The organism is Desulfotomaculum copahuensis (genome assembly GCF_001655685.1).
GTDB classification, from domain to species: Bacteria; Bacillota; Desulfotomaculia; order Desulfotomaculales; family Desulfovirgulaceae; genus Desulfotomaculum_G; species Desulfotomaculum_G copahuensis.
Genome location: NZ_LYVF01000013.1, coordinates 179,403 through 199,579, shown reverse-complemented (window position 1 = coordinate 199,579; position 20,177 = coordinate 179,403). Strand labels below are relative to the sequence as shown.

The window sequence follows — 20,177 nt, the reverse complement described above, 5'->3', positions numbered from 1 at the left end:
GAAGATGACATATAAGACATCCCCGCCATACGGCATGGTGCCATGCTTGACCAGGTGGATTTTGTACCGGTGCACTCACGAAAGTGGGTGCCTTTTTACGATATTGCCGTTACGCCAAATATACCTTGATTTAAAACAAAAATCAGGTTTATAATAATCGCGAATACACAGGAGGTGGGGCGCTCATGCGCATTGTAATCATCGGCGGCGTGGCGGCCGGTCCCAAGGCGGCGGCCCGTGCCCGCCGGCTGATGCCCGATGCTGAGATTACCATTATTGAGCGTGGGAAAATGATTTCCTACGCCGGCTGTGGTATGCCTTATTATGTCAGCGGTCAGATCCGGGATTTCAAGCAGCTATTCAGCACATCCTACGGCGTGGTGCGGGACGAGCATTACTTCCAGGATGAAAAGGGCGTGCGGGTGCTCACCCGGACCGAAGCCACGGCCATCGACCGGGAGAAAAAAGAGGTGGCGGTGACCAACCTGGAAAACGGGGAAAAGTACACCATTCCTTATGATAAACTGGTGCTGGCCACTGGCGCCAGTCCCTTCAGCCCGCCCGTCCCCGGTCTGGAATTAAAGGGTGTGCACCGTTTGAACCATCCCGACGACGCCCAAAAAATCGCCGCTGCTGCGGCGGATGCGGGCGACGCGGTGGTCATCGGCGCCGGTTTGATCGGCCTGGAGGCGGCCGACGCCCTGCTCAAGCGCAAGCTCTTTGTTTCCGTGGTCGAACTGCAGGATCAGATACTGCCCGGCATGCTGGATCCCGATCTGGCCGCTTTGTTATCCTACCGGCTGGAGGAGGAGGGCGTGGAGTTTCACCTCGGGCGCAAGGTGCTGCGCCTGGAAGGCGACGAGACGGGTCATGTCACCCGGGTGGTTACCGATCAGGGCGATCTGGATGCGGAAATGGTCATTGTGGCCGTGGGGGTGCGTCCGAACGTGGAACTGGCCCGGGGCGCCGGATTGACCATCGGCGAAACGGGGGCCATTGCGGTCAACGAATACCTGCAGACCAGCGACCCGGAAATCTTCGCCATCGGCGACTGCGTGGAAAACCGGCATCTGATTTCCGGACGCAAAGTGTATGTCCCGTTGGCTTCCACCGCCAACCGGCAGGGCCGGGTGGCCGGCGACAACCTGGCCGGCCGGAAAAGCATGTTTAAAGGGGTGCTGGGCACCTCGGCGATGAAAATGATCAGCTGGAATGTGGCCCGCACGGGCCTGGGCGAAGTGCAGGCCAGGGCGCTGGGCTACGATGTGCTGACCGCGATCAACTCCAACCACGACCGCACCCATTACTATCCCGGCCACGACAACCTGATCATCAAATTGATTGTGGAAAAGGGTAGCCGTAAAGTGCTGGGCGTCCAGGGCATCGGCCCGGGGGAAGTGGTCAAGCGTGTGGACGTGGCCGCCGCGGCATTGAATTTCGGCGCCACGGTGGACGATCTGGCCGATCTGGATCTCGGTTACGCCCCGCCTTTCAATACACCGATCGATCCGCTGCACCATACGGCCAACATTGCGCGCAACAAGCTGGACGGTGTGGCCGTGACCATTTCCGCCCGTGATCTGCACGATAAACTGGCCGGTGACGAGGATTTCGTGCTGCTGGATGTGCGTACGCCGGATCAGTTCAAATACCGGCACATTGAGGATCCTCGCGGGATGCTGGTCACCCTGGGCGAACTGCGCCGCCGTCTGGCAGAGGTACCCCGGGACAAGGAGATCATCACCCTGTGCGCCCTCGGCGTGCGCTCCTACGAAGCCCAGCGCATCCTGGACGGCGCCGGGTTCAAGGACGTAAAATTCCTGGAAGGCGGCCTGCAGGGCTGGCCGTATGATCTTGAGTAGTTGGCGGTTGGTGCTTTTTTCGCCTTTTGCCGTTGCCGCGGCAGCGACATGATCGGCATGATTGGACTTTGCCCGTCGACATACTGTTGAGCAGCAACACAAAAAAGTCAATCTTTATTAAATTAGCGTTTTCAGGAAGCCTCTTTTTCGGGGCTTCCTTTTTTATGTCAACCATTATGCATACGGCTCTGCCCTGAAATTATGCGGACCACTTTCATCCTCTTCTGATGGCGCGCCAACGGCATGATTGTCAAACTATATTCCTTTCGCCGGAGCAAACGCCGCCCACCTGCGGCCAACCGCCAAATTATCTCGGTATAATTTGCCGCGCCCGGAAATATCTATGGAATCAAGGAGGGACAAACCGTGGGTGTGACCAATTTGGTGCCGGCAGCGTCCCCCGGGGCGGCGGTGCATGAAGTGTTGCCCGTGCTGCCCGGGCACCTGCGGAATCTGATTGCCGGCCTGCCGCCGGCGGTGCTGAACCGGTTGGAAGAAATCCGCCTGCGCCGGGACAGGCCGCTGATGCTGGGCTTGACCGGCGGGGACGCATTTATCGCCCCGGACGGAAAACTGGTGAAAAACCCCCGCGCGGCCTACCTGGTGAGCGCCTGCGACCTGGAGCAGTCCATGCAGTTGATCAGCGGTTCGTCACTTTACGCTCTGGAGGAAGAACTGAGAAACGGCTATATCACCGTATCCGGCGGGCACCGGGTGGGGCTGGCCGGCCGGGCGGTGGTGGAAGGGGGGCGCATCAAAACCTTGAAGCAGATTGCGGCGCTCAATATCCGCATTTCCCGGGAAATTGCCGGCCTGGCCACACCTTTGATGCCCCACCTGTTCGACCGCGGTATGGGCCGGATCTACCATACGCTCATTTTTTCCCCGCCCGGGTGCGGCAAGACCACTCTCTTGCGGGACATTATCCGTCAGATCAGCAACGGGGTGCCGGAAATCGGCCTGCCGGGGATGACAGTGGGCGTGGTGGACGAGCGTTCGGAACTGGCCGGCTGCCACCGAGGAGTGCCCCAGCGTGATGTGGGCGTGCGCACCGACGTGCTGGACGGCTGTCCCAAGGCGGAAGGCATGATCATGCTGCTGCGCTCGATGGCCCCCCGGGTGATCGCCACTGATGAAATCGGCCGCAAAGAGGATGTGGCCGCTCTGGAGGAAGTCTTTAACGCCGGGGTCGGAGTGCTGGTCACCGTGCACGGCTCTTCTTTGAATGAACTGACCGCCCGGCCGGCGCTCAATTATCTGTTCAGCCTGAAAGTAATCCAGCGTCTGATCCTGCTCGGCCGCTCCCGGGGCGTGGGCAGCGTGGAGGATATTATTGACGGCCGGACCATGCACTCCCTGGGGGTGAGGTTGTGTTGAAACTGCTCGGCGCCGCCCTGGTGCTGTTCGCCTGCGGCCTGGCCGGGTTTGGCGTGGCCCGGGGTTATTCCCGCCGGCCGCTGGAGTTGCGGGGATTGCGCGCCGCCCTGCAAATGCTGGAAACGGAAATCATCTACACCGCCACCCCGCTGGCCGAAGCCGTGGAACGGGTGGCCGCGCGCGCCGAACCGCGCATCGCCCCCCTGTTCGCCCGGAGCGGGGAGGAACTGCGCGCCATGTCCGGCTGTTCGGCCCGGGAAGCCTGGGAGCGCGGCCTGGCCGCTTTTTACCCGGCCACGGCGTTGAAGCCGGCCGACCTGGCCATCCTGCGCCAGCTGGGCACATCCCTGGGTGTTTCCGACCGCCAGGATCAAAGCAAGCACCTGCACCTGGCCATGGAACAACTGGGCCTGGAGATGAACAAGGCGGCCCGGGAGGCCGAACGGCAGGTCAAATTGTGGAACTACCTGGGTTTTCTGGGCGGCCTGGCGGTGATATTGCTGCTTTACTGAAGCGTCCGGTTGCAGTGCACCGCTTCGGTGAAAACCGGCTTTGCTTAAAAGCGGTCCATCTTTTCAGCAGCGTTTTTTAAGGATTGTCGCCGCTTTGCCATTCCCGTCCCGGGGCGAACCGGGCGACGCTCCAACAATGCGCGCGATTAAGGAGGGTTTGCGGATGGGTTATGATGTGAACCTGATTTTCAAGATTATCGGCATCGGTATCCTGGTCGGAGTGGCCCATTATGTGCTGAAAAGCTCCGGCAAGGAGGATTACGCCCTGATTGCCACCCTGGGCGGGCTGGGCATTGTGTTGATCTGGGTGGTGCAACTGCTGGGCACCTTTTTTGACCAGGTCCGGTCGGTGTTCAAGTTGTTCTAGAGGGGTGGCGCCTGTGGAAATCATGCAACTGGTCGGCCTGGGCCTGGTGGCCGCGGTGCTGGCGGTGACCATCCGGCACAACAAACCCGAGCTGGCCATGCTCTTGAGCGTCGCCACGGGGATTATGATCTTCCTGGCGGTGCTGGGCAAAATCGGCGCAGTAATTGATGTTTTAAAAGAACTGTCGGAGCGGGCCAGCCTGAACATGGTTTATCTGGGCACGCTCTTGAAAATCGTGGGTATTGCCTACATCGCCGACTTCGGCGCCCAGATCTGCCGCGATGCCGGTGAAGGGGCCATCGGGGCCAAGATTGAATTTGCCGCCAAGATTCTGGTGCTGGTCCTGGCCGTGCCCATTGTGGCCGCGGTGTTGCAGTCCCTGCTCAAACTGGTGCCCTGAGGTGAGCATATGCGCTGGTTATGGATTTGTTTGTTGCTGTGCGGCCTGTTTTTCCGGCCGCTGCCCGCCCGGGCGGAAACGCTTGCCGCGCCGGCGGACGCGTCCGCGTCCGGGAGTGCGGCCGGTGAGGTGGACAAGGTTTTGAATATGAGCGGTGTCCAGGATTATGTAAACCGACTGGACGGTGAAATTAACAGTGCGGTGCCCGGACTCAGTTTTAAAGATTTGTTGGTCAAGCTGGCCCAAAGGGATGTCCACTGGCAGCCGGCCGATGTTTTCCACTACGTGCTGGTCTACCTTTTCAAAGAAGTGGTGGCCAATGCCGCGCTGCTGGGCAAGCTGGTCATCCTGGCCATGATTTGCGTGGTGCTGCAAAACCTCACCGCCGCCTTTGACCGCGGCACCACCGGGCAGCTTACCCAGACCGTCACTTTCCTGATGCTGGTGACCATCGCCGTGGGCTCCTTCGCCCTGGCGGTGAATACGGGCCGGGATGTGGTGGACAAGATGGTCGGGTTCATGCAGGCCCTGCTGCCGGTGCTGCTCACCCTGCTGGTGGCCCTGGGCGGGGTGGCCTCGGCGGCTGTTTTTCATCCGGTGCTGCTGGGCGGCCTGACACTGATCGGCACACTGATCAAAAACATTGTCCTGCCCCTGGTGTTCTTTGCCGCCGTGCTCGGTCTGGTGAGCAACCTGTCGCCCCGGTTCAAGATCTCCAACCTGGCCGGCCTGCTCAAAACGGCGGCCATGGGTTTGCTGGGCATTTTCGGCACGGTGTTTCTAGGCCTGCTGGCGGTGCAGGGGGTGGCCGGGGCGGTGGGTGACGGGGTGGTGCTGCGCACGGCCAAGTTTTCGCTGGATGCTTTTGTGCCGGTGGTCGGGGGGATGTTCTCCGATGCGCTGGAAGCGGTGATCAGTTCCGCCCTGTTGATCAAAAACGCAGCCGGCCTGGCCGGGGTGGTGGCCATTTTTGCCATTATGGCCCTGCCGCTGATCAAACTGATTTCCCTGGCCCTGATCTACAAACTGGCCGGCGCCCTTGTGCAGCCGGTGGGGGACGCGCCGGTGGTGGACTGCCTGAACGACCTGGGCAACAGTGTGATTACCGTGTTTGCCGTGGTGGCCACGGTCGGGTTGCTGTTCTTTTTTGCCATCGCCATTGTGGTGGCCATGGGCAATCTTACCGTAATGTTGCGGTAAGGAGGAAAGGGCCGTGGAAATTGTCCGCAACCTGGTTTTAAATTTAATCGTTATTGCGGTGCTGGCGGTGTTCCTGGAAATGCTCCTGCCGGCCGGTGATATGCGCCGCTATGTAAAAATGGTGATGGGCCTGTTGATCGTGATTGCCGTTTTACAGGCGGCGGGCAATCTGATCCGGGGCGGCTGGCAGCTGGATATGCCGGTGCCGGCACAGACCGGGCCTTCGCCCGGCGCTCCCGGCCTGCCGGACATCATGGCCGGCGGCCGGCGGCTGGCCGCGGATACGCAGGCGCAGGCACTGGAGCAGTACCGGCAGGGGCTGGCCCTGCAAATCGCCGCTTTAGCCGGTATGAACGGACGGCTGACGGTACGGGAGGTGGAAGTGGATCTTTACGGGGACAAAAACGATAAGAAATTCGGGCAGATCCGGCAGGTGCAGCTGCTGTTTGATGCGGCTCCCGCCGCTGCGGAGCAGAAAAACCCCCTGGTCGGGCCGGTCAAGGTAGAGGTGGGGAAAAATGCCGGCGCCGGCGGGAACGCCGTTTCCGGCCGGGCGCAACCGCCTCCGGAAGTGGAGCAGGCCGCCCGCCGGGCTGCCGCCAACGTGGCCAATTTTTACAACCTGTCCCCCGAACAGGTGAAATTCGAATTCCGCACCGCCGCAGCCGGGGGGTAGGGCCGGCGGGAAATATTTCAAACCATCAAACAAGGGGTGAAGAGCATGTCCTGGTGGGATAAACTGACAGCGCACGGCGACGGGCAAAACCTGCCGCCGAAATTGCAAAAGCGTACTTTCTGGTGGCTGGCCGGACTGGCGGCCCTGGGTGTGGTGCTGCTCCTGCTGGGCAATACCGGCCATCATGATCCGGCCGGGAAAGCCCCCGGAACGGGCGGAGCGGCGCCGGCGCCGGTGACGCAAAAAGTGCAGCCTTCCGTGTCCGGTGATTCCTCCATGGGGCGGGAGGAAGTGGCGCTGGAGGATAAGCTGCAGCAGGTGTTGAGCCAGGTGGCCGGCGCCGGACGGGTGGATGTGACGGTGCGCCTGGCCAGTTCGCAAAGCGAGGACTACGCCGTGAATGCCAGCACCACGCGCAAGACCACCCAGGAAAAGGACCAGTCCGGGGGGACCCGGGTGACCACTGAAAATACCGACACCGGGCAGATGGTATTGCTCCGGGAAAACCAGGGGGACACACCGGTGGTCAGGCAGGAGCAGGCCGCGCGTATCGCCGGGGTGCTGGTGGTGGCGGCCGGGGCGCAGGACCCGCAGGTGAAAGCCCGTCTGTTCGAAGCGGTGCGCGTGGCGCTCGGTGTGGAGCCGCAAAAAATACTGGTCTTGCCCATGGAAGGAGGTTCTTAGAATGCTGCGCACGGTGATGATTAGAAAACAACTCATCTTTGCCGCACTGCTGGGGTTGATTGGACTGGGGCTGCTCTTTGCCGGCCTGCGGGAACCGTCCGGCGGTACGGTCAAACCGGCGCCCGCCGGGGCGCCGGTGTCCGGTCCGGCACAGCCGGGCGGAGGTGGCGGGGAAGGAACCGCGGCCGGCAGCGGCGGCACAGCGGTGCATGGAACGGCAGGCGGGCTTGGAACGGCCGTACCGGCGGCCGCCAAAGCATCCGGCAACGGGGAGGCCTTTTTTGTGGAATACCGGCTGGACCGGGAGCGCACCCGGGGCGAGCAACTGGCCCTGCTCAAGGAGATTGTGGACAATTCCGCCACCGGTGGTGAAACCCGTCAGCGGGCGCAGGACAGGCTGCTGAACATCAGCCAGAACATGGCGCGCGAAATGGAAGTGGAAAACCTGATCCGGGCCAAGGGCTTTGCCGATGCGGCGGTCTGCCTGGAAAACGGCGGCGCGACCGTAATTGTGGAGGCGAAGCAAATCTTACCCACCGACGCCGCGCGTATCGCCGACCTGGTGTCCCGGAACACCGGGGTGAGCGCGCAAAACATAGTGATCATTCCACGTCAGTAGATTGCTTGCAGGTAAGCCGGTGCGCCATTTCAGTTGCGTAAGGAGGCTGGTACGGAATCAAACGTCCCGGGGCGTTGAGCGGACCAGCACTTTTTTGAACCGGCAGTTGCCCAATTCGTCACGGGTGGAGTGCTTGCGGTGCTTTGTGCCGGTGCACCGGTTTATTCGCACGTCTTTATCCGGACGGTTGCCGGGTGCCGGGATTGCCGGACGCAGATGAAAGGGGGATGGCTACAGCCATCCCCCGGTATAAACTAGTAAATTTTATTAGGCCTTGACGTTTACCTGGACCGGTGCGGAGGAACGCGGTCCAATTGGCAGCACCGTCCGTCCGAAAACGGTGTTCAATACACCGGCCGCCGAAGTGTACCAGGCGCCCAGGGCGCAAAGGATGCCCATGATGCCGCCGGGAACACTGGAGATGACCTTGAATTCGCCCAGGTCGAGCAGGACAAAGGTTATGATCAGCGTGGTGAAAACGTATAAGAGCGCGTTGTTCAAACGGAAGCTGGCAATCCACATATAGAAGGTGAAGATGGTGAAGGCTACCAGGAAGATGCCGCTGGCGATGTTGGCCTGATCACCGAAGTCAACCAGTTTCAGTCCCTGCAGGAGAATCAGTGTGGCCAGGGCGATCCAGAAGGCGCCGTATGTGGTGAACGCGGTGGCACCGAAAACATTGTTCTTTTTGAACTCCCACATGCCGGCCAGGATCTGTGCCGCGCCGCCGTACCACAGGGCCAGGGGCACGAATACCGCGGTGACGGCCGCCGGCAGGAAGTGCGCGTTGGCCATGCTCAAGACGAAAGTGGTCAGGGCAAATCCGCCCAGTCCCAGCGGCCCCGGATCGGCGATCGCCGATTCCTTGATTTCATAAACCTGTTTGTCTGCCATGACAATACCTCCCTTTTGTTAAAATTCTGAAAAATGAAACCCGGCCTTTAAAATCCCCACCTCCTTTCGCCAAACTTATTTTAACCCTGTTTCAATTACCTTGCTAAACAGTTTCTGCTCAACGGCAATATTTGCATGATGAATGGAATATGTACTTGTGCAAAAATCCCCCGCCATATTTTCGCCGTTCAGCGCAAAGTTCTGACAGTTCACCCAGACGGTATTCTTGATACGGCAGTTCTCCCTCCAGACACCTGCCATAAAAGTCTGAATCTTCAGTAAAATAAATCATTTATATGCTATTGCTCTTTGTATACAGTGTATTTAATCAATATATTGTATACTTGCGTTAATTCTATTTCACAACCAAACTCTTTTTTATATAATAGGTTCAGATATAAAAACAACCTTGGCAGGGGTTATTTTTTTGTGGTTTATTTTGCCTGCTTATTCGGGGAGGATTTGAAATGGCCTTGAAGATCACCGACACCACTTTACGCGATGCGCATCAAAGTTTGTGGGCTACTCGCATGCGAACGGAAGATATGCTGCCCATATTGGAAAAGATGGATAATATCGGCTATCATTCACTGGAGGTGTGGGGCGGCGCTACTTTTGATGTCTGCATGCGTTATTTGGATGAAGACCCCTGGGAGCGCCTGCGCACTATAAAAAAACATGTTAAACACACCCCTTTACAGATGCTCTTACGCGGTCAATCACTGGTCGGCTACCAGCACTACCCGGATGATGTGGTTGAGGCCTTTGTTAGCAAAGCGGTGGAAAATGGTATTGATATCATTCGTATTTTTGATGCTTTAAATGATATCCGCAACTTTGAAACCTCCATGCGCACGGCGCAAAAAACCGGCGCCCACATCCAGGCGGCGGTGGTCTATACCGTCAGTCCGGTGCACACCACGGAGCATTATGTGCAGACTGCCGTGGAACTGGCCCAAATGGGCGCGCATTCCATCTGCATCAAGGATATGGCCGGCCTGCTCACTCCTTACCGCGCCTACGAACTGGTCGGGTTGATTAAAGAAAAAGCCGGCCTGCCCGTGCAACTGCACAGCCACTACATCGGCGGGCTGGCCGTGGGCGCCTATCTGAAGGCGGCCGAAGCCGGCGTGGATGTGGTGGATACCGCTTCCGTACCCCTGGCCTTCGGCGCCTCACAACCGCCGGTGGAGACGGTGGTGCGGGCGCTGCAGGGGACTGAGTACGACACCGGGCTGGATATCGGCGCTTTGTTCGAAGTGGCGGATTATTTCGAGAACCTGCGCAAATCACTGGGTTACGAACGGGGCGTGACCAGGATCAACGATATGCGCGTGTTCGAACACCAGGTGCCGGGCGGGATGATTTCCAATCTGGTCACCCAGTTGGATGAACAAAAAGCGCTGCACCGCCTGCCCGAGGTGCTGGCCGAGATTCCCCGGGTGCGCGCGGAGTTGGGCTACCCGCCCCTGGTCACGCCGACCAGCCAGATCGTGGGCACCCAGGCGGTGCTCAATGTGCTCACCGGCCGGCGCTACAAGCTGATTCCCGGCGAGGTGCGCGCCTACATCGAGGGCCAGTACGGTAAACCGCCGGCGCCGCTGGATGCGGAGGTGGCCCGCAAGGTGCTTGGGGACCGGGAACCGGTCGCCTGCCGGCCGGCCGACTTGTTGGAGCCGAAAATGGCAAGAATAAGGGAAGAAATCAAAGATCTGGCCGGCAGCGAGGAGGACTGCATCTCTTATGCCCTGTTTCCCCAGGTGGCCCGGAAATTTTTTGAAAGCCGGGCCGGTATGTGTCCACAAGGTGAAAAGGCAGCGGAGAAGGCGGCGCGGCAAACCAAAGGGACGGAGAACCGCCGGCCGGGCCGGAGCAAGGAGGATGAACCGATGGATTTAAATGAGATCAAAGAGTTAATCAAACTGATTGACCAGACTGACATCGCCGAGGTATCACTGGAAAGCGCCGGAGTCAAGGTGGCGATCAAAAAAGCCGGCGCCCGGGGCCAGGCGCCGGTGCTTGAGCCATCCACAAGTATACCGGCGGAGCCGGTCCGGGAAACGGCGCCGTCTCCGCCGGCCGCACCGCAGCAGGAAAACGCCGTGTCCGGCCTGACGCCGGTTACCGCCCCCATGGTGGGTACGTTCTACCGCGCACCCTCCCCCGACGCGGCACCTTTCGTCCAGGTGGGCGACGTGGTGCACAAGGGGCAGACCCTTTGCATTATCGAGGCGATGAAGCTGATGAATGAAATTGAGTCCGAGGTGGCCGGCGAGGTGGTGGAGATCGCGCTGGAAAACGCTTCGCCGGTGGAGTACGGCCAGACTCTGTTCCTGATCCGGGAGAAATAGAAACGGAGAGAGCATAAATGTTCAAGAAAATACTGATTGCCAACCGGGGGGAGATTGCCCTGCGGGTGATCCGCGCCTGCCGGGAAATGGGCATCAAGTCGGTGCTGGTTTATTCCGAGGCGGACCGCCACAGCCTGCCGGTGCGTCTGGCCGACGAGGCTTACTGTATCGGCCCGGCCAAGGCTTCCAAAAGCTATTTGAATATCACCGGGATCATCAGTGCGGCCGAGGTTTCCGGGGCGGATGCCATCCACCCCGGCTATGGTTTTCTGGCTGAGAACGCCAGCTTTGCCGAGATCTGCGAAAGCTGCGGCATAGCCTTCATCGGCCCGCCGGCGGCGGCCATGGAAAAAATGGGGGCCAAGGCGGCGGCCCGGGAAGCGGTGACCGCCGCCGGGGTGCCCGTGGTGCCCGGTTCCCCCGGCGTACTGCACGATACCGGCGAGGCTCTGCGGGTGGCGGCGGAGATCGGCTACCCGGTGTTGGTCAAAGCGTCCGCCGGCGGCGGCGGGCGGGGCATGCGCGTGGCCCAGAGTCCGGACGAACTGGAGCGGGCGGTGCAGACCGCCCAGAGCGAGGCGCAGGCGGCCTTCGGCAACGCCCAGGTATACGTGGAAAAATATGTGGACGAGCCGCGGCATATTGAGTTTCAACTGCTGGGCGACAAGCAGGGGAATCTGGTTTACCTGGGTGAACGGGACTGCTCCATTCAGCGGCGCAACCAAAAGGTGATCGAAGAATCCCCCTCCACCGCACTGACCCCCGAACTGCGCCGCCGGATGGGTGAAACGGCCGTCCGGGCGGCCGCCGCAGTGGGCTATCATAATGCCGGTACGGTGGAATTTCTGCTGGACAAACACCACAACTTTTATTTCATTGAAATGAACACGCGCATTCAGGTGGAGCATCCGGTCACCGAACTGGTCACGGGCATTGATTTGATTAAAGAGCAGATCCGCCTGGCTGCCGGCGAATCCCTCGGCTTCACCCAGGATGACGTAACCATCCGGGGTTGGGCCATTGAATGCCGGATCAACGCCGAGGACCCGGAGCACAACTTCTCCCCCTGCCCGGGCCTGATCACGACCTACCTGCCGCCCGGCGGACCGGGGGTGCGGGTGGACAGCGCCGCCTACCCCGGTTGGCTGGTGCCGCCCCACTACGATTCCATGATCGGCAAGCTGATCACCTGGGGACAGGACCGGCGCGAGGCTGTTGCCCGTATGCAGCGGGCGCTGGACGAATTTGTGATTGAAGGGGTGGCCACCACCATTCCCTTTCACCGGCGGGTGCTGAACAACGCCTTTTTCCGCCGGGGGGAAATCTATACCAATTTCATTCAGCGCCGCATCCTGGTGGATTGAACTGTGAAGCAACCAGGTTCGGCCTGCGGACTGAAAAGGCCCGCGTGCCCTTCCCTTGCGCATCTGCGACGCTTTTGATATAATGAACGTGCCGGTTTGAAGGTAAATTATAGCAACTTCCCCGGCCCCGTCAGGAACGGTCATGGATATCGCCGTATTCTGCCGGCAATACTGGAAAACGTTTTGGGCAACCTTTGCAGTTGGTGTTCGTACCGGAGGAGCAGCCGGCGCAGGTCCGGAAATGAAACACGATGCGTCCGGGGCAGGCTCTCCGGTGTGCTGTTTGCGCACCGGAGAGCGGCGCCGTTGTTTTGCCGGATCGGGTGGTTGGCGCGACCGGATACGGCCGCCGGCTTTGGGGTTGCGTTAAAAATATGGCCGTTGAGGGAGGGCAGTCATGGACAACAAGGACGTGGTTGTACGTGAGGAACAGACCGGTTTGGGCTCCATCCGCATTGCCGACGAGGTAGTCCGGGTGATCGCCGGACTGGCGGCCACCGAAGTGCCCGGCGTGGCCGGCATGAGCGGGGGCGTGGCGGGCGGCATCGCGGAAATGCTGGGCCGCAAGAACCTGTCCAAGGGCGTCAAGGTGGAAGTGGGGGAGAAAGAAGCGGCGGTGGACATGTTTGTCATTGTCGATTACGGGGTGCGCATACCCGAGGTGGCTGCCGAAATCCAGGAAAAAGTGAAAAAAGCAATCGAGGCCATGACCGGCCTGTCGGTGGTGGAGGTTAACGTAAATGTGCAAGGAGTGGCTTTCGGCCCGGAGGGAAAGGAAGAGGAACACCGGGTGCGCTAGCCTTAGGAGCGGGATTTTGCGGTTGAACCGATGGGGGGTTACGTGATGGGGCCCTTTGACCGCGGCCTCCTGGCGCTGTATTCGCTGGTGCTGACGATAGCTTTGATCCTGGCGGTGCTCACCTTGGCCGGTTGGCCGCCGCCCGGCGTCAATCCGGATCTGATCCGGCAGCAGCCGGATGTCACTTTTACCCTGCTCGGCCTGTTTGTGCTGATCGGTGCCTATCTGTTCTGGGTCGCCGTGCGGCCGCGGAAAAAACAGTCCATCGTACATGAAGGGGCGCTGGGGCAGGTACGCATCGCCCTGGCGGCTATCGAGGAACTGGTGGAAAAGGTCGTCTCTCAGCAGGCCGGCGTACGGGAAGTGAAGGCGCGGGTGATTTCCGTTGCCGCCGGGATCGGCATCAATGTGCGGGTGGCGGTGACTCCGGATGTGAGTGTGCCGGAAATTTCCGGTCTCATTCAGGAGCAGGTGCGTCAGAAAGTGCTGGATGTAACCGGGGTGGCCGTGCAGGAAGTGCGCCTTTTGGTGAGCAGCATTACCGCCCACAAGCCACGGGTGGAATGAGGTGCATGGACGTGGATGTAAATACATGGCAGGAATTTTGGGACCGGCACCGGGGCAAAATTATCGGTATTGTCCTCGGACTTGCTTTCGGCTGGTTTGCCATAGTTTACGGCATATTGAAAGCAGTTTTCGTCTCGATCTGCGTTTTTGTTGGATACTACATAGGCTACCGTCTGGATGAGCGGGTGAACTGGCGGGAGTTTCTGGCGCGGATGTTCCGGGAAAGATAAATGGAGTCGGACGGACGGGGAGGACGTTATGGGCAGAAGACAGGCCCGGGAAGCGGCATTGCAAACCATGTTCCAGATTGATATCGGACGGGTCGGGCCGGAAGCGGCACTGGCTCATGTGCACAGCGAGGCCGGCCTCAAGGCGGAGGATCTGCAATTTGCCCGGGAACTGGTCATGGGCACAATAGAACACCTGTCCGGCCTGGATGCGGTAATCACCCGCCTGAGCCGGGACTGGCGCCTGGACCGCCTGGCCGCGGTGGACCGCAACCTGATGCGCTTGGCCCTCTTTGAGATATTTTACCGCGACGACATTCCGTCCGGCGTTTCGGTAAACGAGGCCGTGGAACTGGCCAAGGCCTTCGGCGGGCCGGAGTCCGGCCGTTTCATCAACGGTATTTTGGGGCGGGTGGTAAAGGATCCCGCCGCCTACAATCCTGCGGGAACTTGAAGCGGGCCGGTAACGGGACCGGCTTTTTTTGTTGAAAGTTTATTATGAATAGGTCTGCCGGCAGGAATTTTCTTAAAGATCTCGAAATTACAGAAGAGAATTTTTTGAAATAAAGATTTATTGAGGGAGGGGAAACGGTGTTCAAGATCTTGGAGAAACGGGTGTTTTCACCGATCATCAAGGAAATGGTCATTGAAGCACCCCGGGTGGCTAAAAAGTGCCAACCGGGGCAGTTCGTCATTCTGCGCATTGACGATGCGGGCGAGCGTATCCCTTTGACCATTGCCGACTTTGACCGGGAAAAGGGAACCATCACCATCGTCTACCAGGAAGTGGGCAAAACGACCAAACAACTGGGGGCGATGGAGGCGGGGGATTACCTGAAGGACTTCGTTGGTCCGCTGGGCACTCCGTCACACATTGAGAATTTCGGTACGGTAATCTGTGTGGGCGGCGGTGTCGGTGTGGCGCCCGTGTTTCCGATTGCCCGGGCGCTGAAGGAAGCGGGCAACCATGTGATCGGCATCATGGGCTCCCGGACCAAGGAGCTCATGTTCTGGGAAGACAAGATGCGCGAGGCCTGCACCGAGTTGTTTGTCACCACCGACGACGGCTCTTATGTACGTAAGGGTTTTGTTACCGATGTGCTGAAAGAAATAATCGAGGAGCGGGGCAAGGAGAATATCGCCATGGTGCTGGCCATCGGCCCGCAGCCGATGATGCGCGCCTGCTGCAACGTAACAAAGGAATACGGCGTCAAAACCATTGTCAGCCTGAACGCGCTGATGGTGGACGGCACGGGCATGTGCGGCTGCTGCCGGGTCACCGTGGGCGGCAAGACCCGCTTTGTCTGTGTGGACGGACCGGAATTTGACGGCCACGAGGTGGACTTTGCGGAACTGGCGCGCCGCGGCGCCACCTTCCGGGCGGAAGAACAGCGGGCGATGGAGCATCATACCTGCCAGTGCGGATGCGGAGGTGGCAAGTAATGGCTGAAAAGAAACAGATCATTCCGGAAAAGCATCCCATGCCCGCACAGGATCCGGTGGAACGGGCGCATAATTTTAATGAGGTGGCCCTGGGTTACGACGAGGAAACCGCCGTGGCGGAAGCCCAGCGCTGCCTGCAGTGCAAGAAGGAGCCCTGCCGCCAGGGTTGCCCGGTGGAAGTGCTCATCCCCCAGTTTATCAAACTGGTCGCCGAACGCGACTTTGCCGGCGCGATCAGGAAAATCAAGGAAAAGAATGCCCTGCCGGCGGTCTGCGGCCGGGTCTGTCCGCAGGAGAACCAGTGCGAGAAATACTGCACCATGGGCAAGAAATACCAGCCCGTGGCTATCGGCCGCCTGGAACGCTTCTGCGCCGACTGGGAACTGGCCCGGGGCGTGGAGGCGCCGGCGGTGGCGCCGCCCACCGGTTTCAAAGTGGCCATCGTCGGTTCCGGTCCTTCCGGCTTGACCTGTGCGGCCGACCTGGCCAAGAAGGGGCACGACGTAACCATCTTTGAAGCGCTGCATGTGGCCGGCGGCGTGCTCATGTACGGCATTCCCGAATTCCGTCTGCCCAAGAAGGTGGTCCAGGCGGAAGTGGAGAACCTGAAAAAGCTGGGCGTGCATATTGAAACCAACGCCGTGGTGGGCAAGTTCGCCACCGTGGACGAATTGATGGAAGAAGAGGGCTTCGACGCCGTATACATCGGCACCGGCGCCGGCCTGCCCCATTTCATGGGCATCCCCGGGGAAAACTCCTGCGGCGTTTATTCCGCCAACGAGTTTCTCACCCGGACCAATTTGATGAAGGCCTACTGCTTCCCGGAGTGCGACACGCCGATCAAAGTGGGCAAAAAGGTGGCCGTGCTCGGCGGCGGCAACGTGGCCATGGACGGCGCGCGCACCGCGCTGCGCCTGGGCGCGGAAGAATCCTGGATTGTCTACCGCCGGTCGGAGAAGGAATTGCCGGCGCGGCACGAGGAAGTGGAGCATGCCATTGAAGAAGGGGTCAAGTTCGCCCTGCTGACCAGTCCGACGGAGATCATCGCCGACGAAAACGGTTGGGTCAAAGCGATGCGCTGCATCAAGTACGAACTGGGCGAGCCGGACGCTTCCGGGCGCTGCCGGCCGGTGCCCATCGAGGGTTCCGAATTCACCATGGAAGTGGATACGGTGGTGGTGGCCATCGGGCAGGGTCCCAACCCGCTGGTGCCCCGGACCACTAAAGGTCTGGAGTTGGGCAAGAAGGGCAACATCGTGGCCAACCTGGAAACGGGCGCCACTTCCAAGCCGGGCGTTTATGCCGGCGGCGACGTGGTCACCGGCGCAGCCACAGTAATCCTGGCCATGGGTGCCGGCCGGGTGGCGGCCAACTCCATCCACGATTATTTGATGAACAAAAACAAATAAGGGGCCGGTAAAATTACTTTGATGCGTTTGCTCTCGGTCAGCGAACTGACCGGTTATGTCAAGGAACTGCTGGAAAATGATCCGCTGCTGGCCAGCCTGTGGGTGAAGGGGGAACTGTCCAACTTCAAGCAGGCGGCCAGCGGCCACCTTTATTTCACCCTCAAGGATCGGTCCTGCGCCGTCCGGGCCGTGATGTTCCGTTCCCGCGCCCGCCGGCTGTTGTTCGCGCCGGCGGACGGCATGGCCGTGCGCATCCGGGGCTATGTGTCCCTTTATGAACGGGACGGTACATACCAGCTCTACGTCGAGGAAATGGAGCCGGACGGCGCGGGCACCCTCTGGACCGCCTTCGAGCAGTTGAAGCAAAAGCTGGCCGCCGAGGGGCTTTTTGATTCCCGGCATAAAAAGAAACCGCCCCTTTTGCCCCGGCGCATCGGCATTGTCACATCGCCCACCGGGGCGGTGCTGCGGGACATGGTGCGCATTATCGGCCGGCGCTGGCCGGGGGTGGAGATTGTTTTCACCCCCGTGGCGGTGCAGGGGGAGGCGGCGCCCCGGGAGATCGCCCGGGCCATTCAGTGGCTCAACCGGTGCGGACCCATTGACGTGATTATTACCGGGCGGGGCGGCGGTTCGCTGGAGGAATTGTGGGCTTTCAACACCGAGGTGGTCGCCCGCAGCATTTTTCTTTCCGGCGTGCCGGTGATATCCGCCGTCGGCCACGAAACCGACTATACCATTGCCGACCTGGTGGCCGATGTGCGTGCGGCCACCCCTTCGGCGGCCGCCGAACTGGTGGTGCCCGTGCGCGAGGAAATGGCCGGGCGGCTGGACATGCTAAAGTTACGCCTGCGCCGGGCCGTGCAGGAAAAGATCACCGGCGGCCGCCGGCGGCTGGAAAACTGCCGGCAGCGGGTGATGCGCCGGCCGGTGGAAGTGATCTGCGGTACACGCGGGCAGATGGTGGATGATTTGCGCCGGCGCCTTGAGCGTGCCGCCGGACAGGGCCTCATCCGGCACCGGCACCGTCTGGGCGTCCTGGCCGGGCGCCTGCAGGCCTTGAGTCCGCTGGCCACCCTGGCCCGGGGCTACAGCATCTGCTCCGCGCCGGGACGGGCGGTGGTCAGTGACGCCGCGGTGGTGGCAGCCGGGGAAGCGGTGCAGGTGAAGCTGCACCGGGGCCGGCTGCGCTGCCTGGTGGAGGAAAGCTTCCCGGAGTAAGGTATGGCAGCGGCAAAGGCTAACGGGCAATAACCAACCGTTATTGCCCGTGCCGTCACGGTTTGATTTATTGCGCGGCAGGCGGGTTTTTCGCCGGACCGGGGCATTGAAACGGCAGTGTGCGGCCATCATATTTTCAGCGGGGCTGGTTTCAAAACATTTAAAAAACAAGGGGGAGGACATTATGGCAGCCACATTGATCGACGGTAAAAAGGTAGCGGCTCAGATCCGGGAAGAAATCAAGGCCGAAGTGGCCCAACTGCGGGAAAACGGCATCGTGCCCAAACTGGCCGTGGTGCTGGCCGGGGACGATCCGGCCTCGGTGGTTTACGCCCGTTCCAAGGAAAAGTCCTGCGGCAACGTGGGTATTGAATTCGAACTGTTCACCCTGCCCGGCACCGCCGCCGAGGAAGAGTTGCTGGCTTTGATCGATCGTCTGAATAAAGACGAAAGCGTGCACGGGATTATGATCGAACTGCCCCTGCCCAAGCATATGAGCAAGCAGCGGGTGCTGGAAGCCGTGTTGCCGGTCAAGGACGTGGACGGCGTGCACCCGATCAACCGGGGCTATATTTTGAGCGGCGGCGACGGGCTGTTCCCGGCCACCCCGCAGAGCTGCATTGAAATCATGCTCAGAAGCGGCATCGAGCTCAAGGGCAAAAACGCCGTCATCGTGGGCCGCGGCGAAACCGTGGGCAAACCGCTGGTCTTCATGCTGCTCAACCAGAACGCCACCGTCACCGTCTGCCATACCAAGACGGCGGATCTGGGCTATCACACCCGCCAGGCGGATGTGCTCATCGCCGCCGTGGGCCGGGCGAAGATGATCAAGGCCGACATGATCAAACCGGGCGCCGTGGTGGTGGACGCCGGCATCAACCAGCTGGAAAATGGCATCTGCGGCGACGTGGACTTTGAAAACGCCAAGGAAGTGGCCGGGGCCATCTCGCCCGTGCCCGGCGGTGTGGGCAGCCTGACCACCGTGCTGATCCAGAAGAACGTGCTCAAAGCAATCAAGCTGCAGCAGAAAAAATAGCGCCTCTTGCGCCGCCGGTGCCAACGGATGGACCGGTTGAACGTTTTTTACCGTAATCCCCGCCGGACGGCATGACCGTCCGGGCACGCCGTGCGATACTGACGGATTTTGCGGCCGGTTCAGTTCCACCGGATGACATGACAACCCCGGCACCCATTGGGACGGTGTTTCCTGAGCAAGCCGGAATTACCGTGCGGTCCGGAACCGCCGGGCCGCGGGAATTGTAAAAATCAGTTTTTGTGTGAGGTGTTTTATAAGTGAGTGAAATATTTGATTTTCCTTACCGCAAGGTGGTGGCCGTGGCCGCCTCCGACGCCCCGACCCCGGGCGGCGGCAGTGTTTCCGCCCTGGTGGGCGCGCTGGGCGTGGCCATGACGGCCATGGTGGGCAATCTGACCGTGGGCAAGCCCAAGTTTGCCGATGTGGAACCACAGGTCAAAGAAATCACCGGCGCGGCCTATTTCATTATCAACAAGCTGGAAAAAATGGTCTCCGCCGACATCGCCGCCTTCGGCAAGTTTATGGAAGTTTACCGCTTGCCCAAGAACACGGACGAGGAAAAGGCCCGGCGGGAAGAGTTGATGCAAAAGGCGCTTAAAACAGCTACCGACACGCCGGTGGAGATTGCCCGCACCCTGCTGGAGGCGCTGGTGATTACCGAAAAGCTGTCCAAGATCGGCAACAAGATGGCCATCAGCGACGCCGGCGTGGCCGCCTACATCTGCGAGGCCGCCGTCAACGCGGTGCTTTTGAGCGCCGATATCAACATACCGATGGTCAAGGACCAGGATTATGTAAGCAAAGTGCTGGCCGAAAAGGCATCCCTCGTGACCGAAGCCAAACGGCTCAAGGAAGCGGCCGTGGCCGTGGTGGAAGAGAGAATGAAGTAACCGGTGCCGGGAACCGGACGCCGGCGCTCATTTCACCACCCGTTTGCCGCGCGGCGGCGGGGTGCTGCGAACGAAAAGGTTTTCCCGTCCGGCGCTGAACAGACAAAAGGCCGGGCGGCATCGTCGCCGGGTTGAACGCTTGAATACGCATATTTTTTGCTTCAACACCGGGGGCGGGCCGGTAAAAAGACCCGCCCCCGGTGTTGTCTGGCCTTGCCGGGCGGGGTGGTCCGGCCGTTGACATACCGGCCCGGAGCCGTGGCGGATCATCATCCGGAG

21 protein-coding genes are annotated in these 20,177 nt (G+C 60.3%); 20 read left to right on the top strand and 1 reads right to left on the bottom strand.

Translation table 11 applies throughout. From position 1 onward, the window contains the following. Positions 1 to 185 precede the first annotated feature (185 nt). The 9 genes from A6M21_RS02305 (at position 186) to A6M21_RS02265 (ending at position 7,697) form a co-directional block, all read left to right on the top strand. A complete protein-coding gene (locus tag A6M21_RS02305; protein ID WP_066666269.1) occupies positions 186 to 1,862 on the top strand; it encodes an FAD-dependent oxidoreductase in 1,677 nt (558 codons plus the stop codon). A gap of 366 nt (positions 1,863 to 2,228) precedes the next feature. Further along, on the top strand, positions 2,229 to 3,239 hold the full coding sequence (gene spoIIIAA / locus A6M21_RS02300; RefSeq protein WP_201721815.1) for a stage III sporulation protein AA: 1,011 nt from the start codon (positions 2,229 to 2,231) through the stop codon (positions 3,237 to 3,239). Then, positions 3,233 to 3,751 (top strand): stage III sporulation protein SpoIIIAB, encoded by a 519-nt coding sequence (spoIIIAB, locus tag A6M21_RS02295; protein ID WP_066666268.1) that lies wholly within the window; start codon positions 3,233 to 3,235, stop codon positions 3,749 to 3,751. The genes spoIIIAA and spoIIIAB overlap by 7 nt, the downstream gene beginning before the upstream one ends. A 163-nt stretch (positions 3,752 to 3,914) precedes the next feature. After that, positions 3,915 to 4,118 carry a stage III sporulation protein AC gene (gene spoIIIAC / locus A6M21_RS02290; RefSeq protein WP_066666267.1) on the top strand — a complete coding sequence of 68 codons (204 nt, stop codon included), beginning with the start codon at positions 3,915 to 3,917 and terminating at the stop codon, positions 4,116 to 4,118. Positions 4,119 to 4,131: 13 nt separating this feature from the next. Continuing rightward, complete coding sequence (gene spoIIIAD / locus A6M21_RS02285) at positions 4,132 to 4,518, top strand: stage III sporulation protein AD (RefSeq protein WP_066666266.1); 387 nt, start codon at positions 4,132 to 4,134, stop codon at positions 4,516 to 4,518. Between the two features lie 9 nt (positions 4,519 to 4,527). Next, positions 4,528 to 5,718, top strand: coding sequence for a stage III sporulation protein AE (gene spoIIIAE, locus A6M21_RS02280; protein WP_066666265.1), 1,191 nt, complete (start codon positions 4,528 to 4,530; stop codon positions 5,716 to 5,718). A 13-nt stretch (positions 5,719 to 5,731) separates the two neighbouring features. Further along, positions 5,732 to 6,394, top strand: a complete 663-nt coding sequence (locus A6M21_RS02275) for a stage III sporulation protein AF (RefSeq protein ID WP_066666264.1) — start codon at positions 5,732 to 5,734, stop codon at positions 6,392 to 6,394. Between the two features lie 45 nt (positions 6,395 to 6,439). Beyond that, complete coding sequence (locus A6M21_RS02270; RefSeq protein ID WP_066666263.1) at positions 6,440 to 7,078, top strand: hypothetical protein; 639 nt, start codon at positions 6,440 to 6,442, stop codon at positions 7,076 to 7,078. A gap of 1 nt (position 7,079) precedes the next feature. Continuing rightward, positions 7,080 to 7,697, top strand: a complete 618-nt coding sequence (locus A6M21_RS02265) for a SpoIIIAH-like family protein (RefSeq protein WP_078060316.1) — start codon at positions 7,080 to 7,082, stop codon at positions 7,695 to 7,697. Between the two features lie 267 nt (positions 7,698 to 7,964). Here the strand turns inward: A6M21_RS02265 and A6M21_RS02260 are convergent, their stop codons facing one another. Next, positions 7,965 to 8,591 carry an acetate uptake transporter gene (locus tag A6M21_RS02260; protein WP_066666262.1) on the bottom strand — a complete coding sequence of 209 codons (627 nt, stop codon included), beginning with the start codon at positions 8,589 to 8,591 and terminating at the stop codon, positions 7,965 to 7,967. Positions 8,592 to 9,058: 467 nt separating this feature from the next. On the opposite strand from A6M21_RS02260, the gene accB reads away from it, so the two are divergent. The 11 genes from accB (at position 9,059) to A6M21_RS02205 (ending at position 19,898) form a co-directional block, all read left to right on the top strand. Further along, entirely contained in the window at positions 9,059 to 10,942 is a 1,884-nt protein-coding gene (gene accB / locus A6M21_RS02255; protein WP_066666261.1) for an acetyl-CoA carboxylase biotin carboxyl carrier protein, read from the top strand. Positions 10,943 to 10,959: 17 nt separating this feature from the next. Then, the gene (gene accC, locus A6M21_RS02250; RefSeq protein ID WP_066666260.1) at positions 10,960 to 12,306 is read left to right on the top strand and encodes an acetyl-CoA carboxylase biotin carboxylase subunit; all 1,347 of its coding nucleotides are present in this window, start codon (positions 10,960 to 10,962) and stop codon (positions 12,304 to 12,306) included. Between the two features lie 397 nt (positions 12,307 to 12,703). Beyond that, positions 12,704 to 13,105 (top strand): Asp23/Gls24 family envelope stress response protein, encoded by a 402-nt coding sequence (locus A6M21_RS02245; protein WP_066666259.1) that lies wholly within the window; start codon positions 12,704 to 12,706, stop codon positions 13,103 to 13,105. A gap of 45 nt (positions 13,106 to 13,150) precedes the next feature. Further along, on the top strand, positions 13,151 to 13,672 hold the full coding sequence (gene amaP, locus A6M21_RS02240; RefSeq protein ID WP_066666258.1) for an alkaline shock response membrane anchor protein AmaP: 522 nt from the start codon (positions 13,151 to 13,153) through the stop codon (positions 13,670 to 13,672). Between the two features lie 5 nt (positions 13,673 to 13,677). After that, on the top strand, positions 13,678 to 13,902 hold the full coding sequence (locus tag A6M21_RS02235; protein ID WP_066666257.1) for a DUF2273 domain-containing protein: 225 nt from the start codon (positions 13,678 to 13,680) through the stop codon (positions 13,900 to 13,902). Positions 13,903 to 13,930: 28 nt separating this feature from the next. Continuing rightward, positions 13,931 to 14,353, top strand: coding sequence for a transcription antitermination factor NusB (gene nusB / locus A6M21_RS02230; protein ID WP_066666256.1), 423 nt, complete (start codon positions 13,931 to 13,933; stop codon positions 14,351 to 14,353). A gap of 137 nt (positions 14,354 to 14,490) precedes the next feature. Then, on the top strand, positions 14,491 to 15,342 hold the full coding sequence (locus A6M21_RS02225; RefSeq protein WP_066666255.1) for a sulfide/dihydroorotate dehydrogenase-like FAD/NAD-binding protein: 852 nt from the start codon (positions 14,491 to 14,493) through the stop codon (positions 15,340 to 15,342). Then, positions 15,342 to 16,751, top strand: a complete 1,410-nt coding sequence (gene gltA, locus A6M21_RS02220) for an NADPH-dependent glutamate synthase (RefSeq protein WP_066666254.1) — start codon at positions 15,342 to 15,344, stop codon at positions 16,749 to 16,751. Before A6M21_RS02225 ends, gltA begins: the two co-directional genes overlap by 1 nt. A gap of 21 nt (positions 16,752 to 16,772) precedes the next feature. Continuing rightward, complete coding sequence (gene xseA / locus A6M21_RS02215) at positions 16,773 to 17,972, top strand: exodeoxyribonuclease VII large subunit (protein WP_066666302.1); 1,200 nt, start codon at positions 16,773 to 16,775, stop codon at positions 17,970 to 17,972. 184 nt (positions 17,973 to 18,156) lie between these two features. Continuing rightward, on the top strand, positions 18,157 to 19,008 hold the full coding sequence (locus A6M21_RS02210; RefSeq protein WP_066666301.1) for a bifunctional 5,10-methylenetetrahydrofolate dehydrogenase/5,10-methenyltetrahydrofolate cyclohydrolase: 852 nt from the start codon (positions 18,157 to 18,159) through the stop codon (positions 19,006 to 19,008). 257 nt (positions 19,009 to 19,265) lie between these two features. Further along, complete coding sequence (locus A6M21_RS02205) at positions 19,266 to 19,898, top strand: cyclodeaminase/cyclohydrolase family protein (RefSeq protein WP_066666253.1); 633 nt, start codon at positions 19,266 to 19,268, stop codon at positions 19,896 to 19,898. The last annotated feature ends 279 nt before the right edge of the window (positions 19,899 to 20,177 follow it).

Bases quoted from the DNA above. Each gene is read 5' to 3' on its own strand.
- A6M21_RS02305 (WP_066666269.1), top strand. From the start codon at position 186: ATGCGCATTGTAATCATCGGCGGCGTGGCGGCCGGTCCCAAGGCGGCG.
- spoIIIAC (WP_066666267.1), top strand. From the start codon at position 3,915: ATGGGTTATGATGTGAACCTGATTTTCAAGATTATCGGCATCGGTATC.
- spoIIIAE (WP_066666265.1), top strand. From the start codon at position 4,528: ATGCGCTGGTTATGGATTTGTTTGTTGCTGTGCGGCCTGTTTTTCCGG.
- A6M21_RS02270 (WP_066666263.1), top strand. From the start codon at position 6,440: ATGTCCTGGTGGGATAAACTGACAGCGCACGGCGACGGGCAAAACCTG.
- A6M21_RS02265 (WP_078060316.1), top strand. From the start codon at position 7,080: ATGCTGCGCACGGTGATGATTAGAAAACAACTCATCTTTGCCGCACTG.
- A6M21_RS02260 (WP_066666262.1), bottom strand. From the start codon at position 8,591: ATGGCAGACAAACAGGTTTATGAAATCAAGGAATCGGCGATCGCCGAT.
- accB (WP_066666261.1), top strand. From the start codon at position 9,059: ATGGCCTTGAAGATCACCGACACCACTTTACGCGATGCGCATCAAAGT.
- accC (WP_066666260.1), top strand. From the start codon at position 10,960: ATGTTCAAGAAAATACTGATTGCCAACCGGGGGGAGATTGCCCTGCGG.
- A6M21_RS02245 (WP_066666259.1), top strand. From the start codon at position 12,704: ATGGACAACAAGGACGTGGTTGTACGTGAGGAACAGACCGGTTTGGGC.
- amaP (WP_066666258.1), top strand. From the start codon at position 13,151: ATGGGGCCCTTTGACCGCGGCCTCCTGGCGCTGTATTCGCTGGTGCTG.
- A6M21_RS02235 (WP_066666257.1), top strand. From the start codon at position 13,678: ATGGACGTGGATGTAAATACATGGCAGGAATTTTGGGACCGGCACCGG.
- nusB (WP_066666256.1), top strand. From the start codon at position 13,931: ATGGGCAGAAGACAGGCCCGGGAAGCGGCATTGCAAACCATGTTCCAG.
- gltA (WP_066666254.1), top strand. From the start codon at position 15,342: ATGGCTGAAAAGAAACAGATCATTCCGGAAAAGCATCCCATGCCCGCA.
- xseA (WP_066666302.1), top strand. From the start codon at position 16,773: ATGCGTTTGCTCTCGGTCAGCGAACTGACCGGTTATGTCAAGGAACTG.
- A6M21_RS02210 (WP_066666301.1), top strand. From the start codon at position 18,157: ATGGCAGCCACATTGATCGACGGTAAAAAGGTAGCGGCTCAGATCCGG.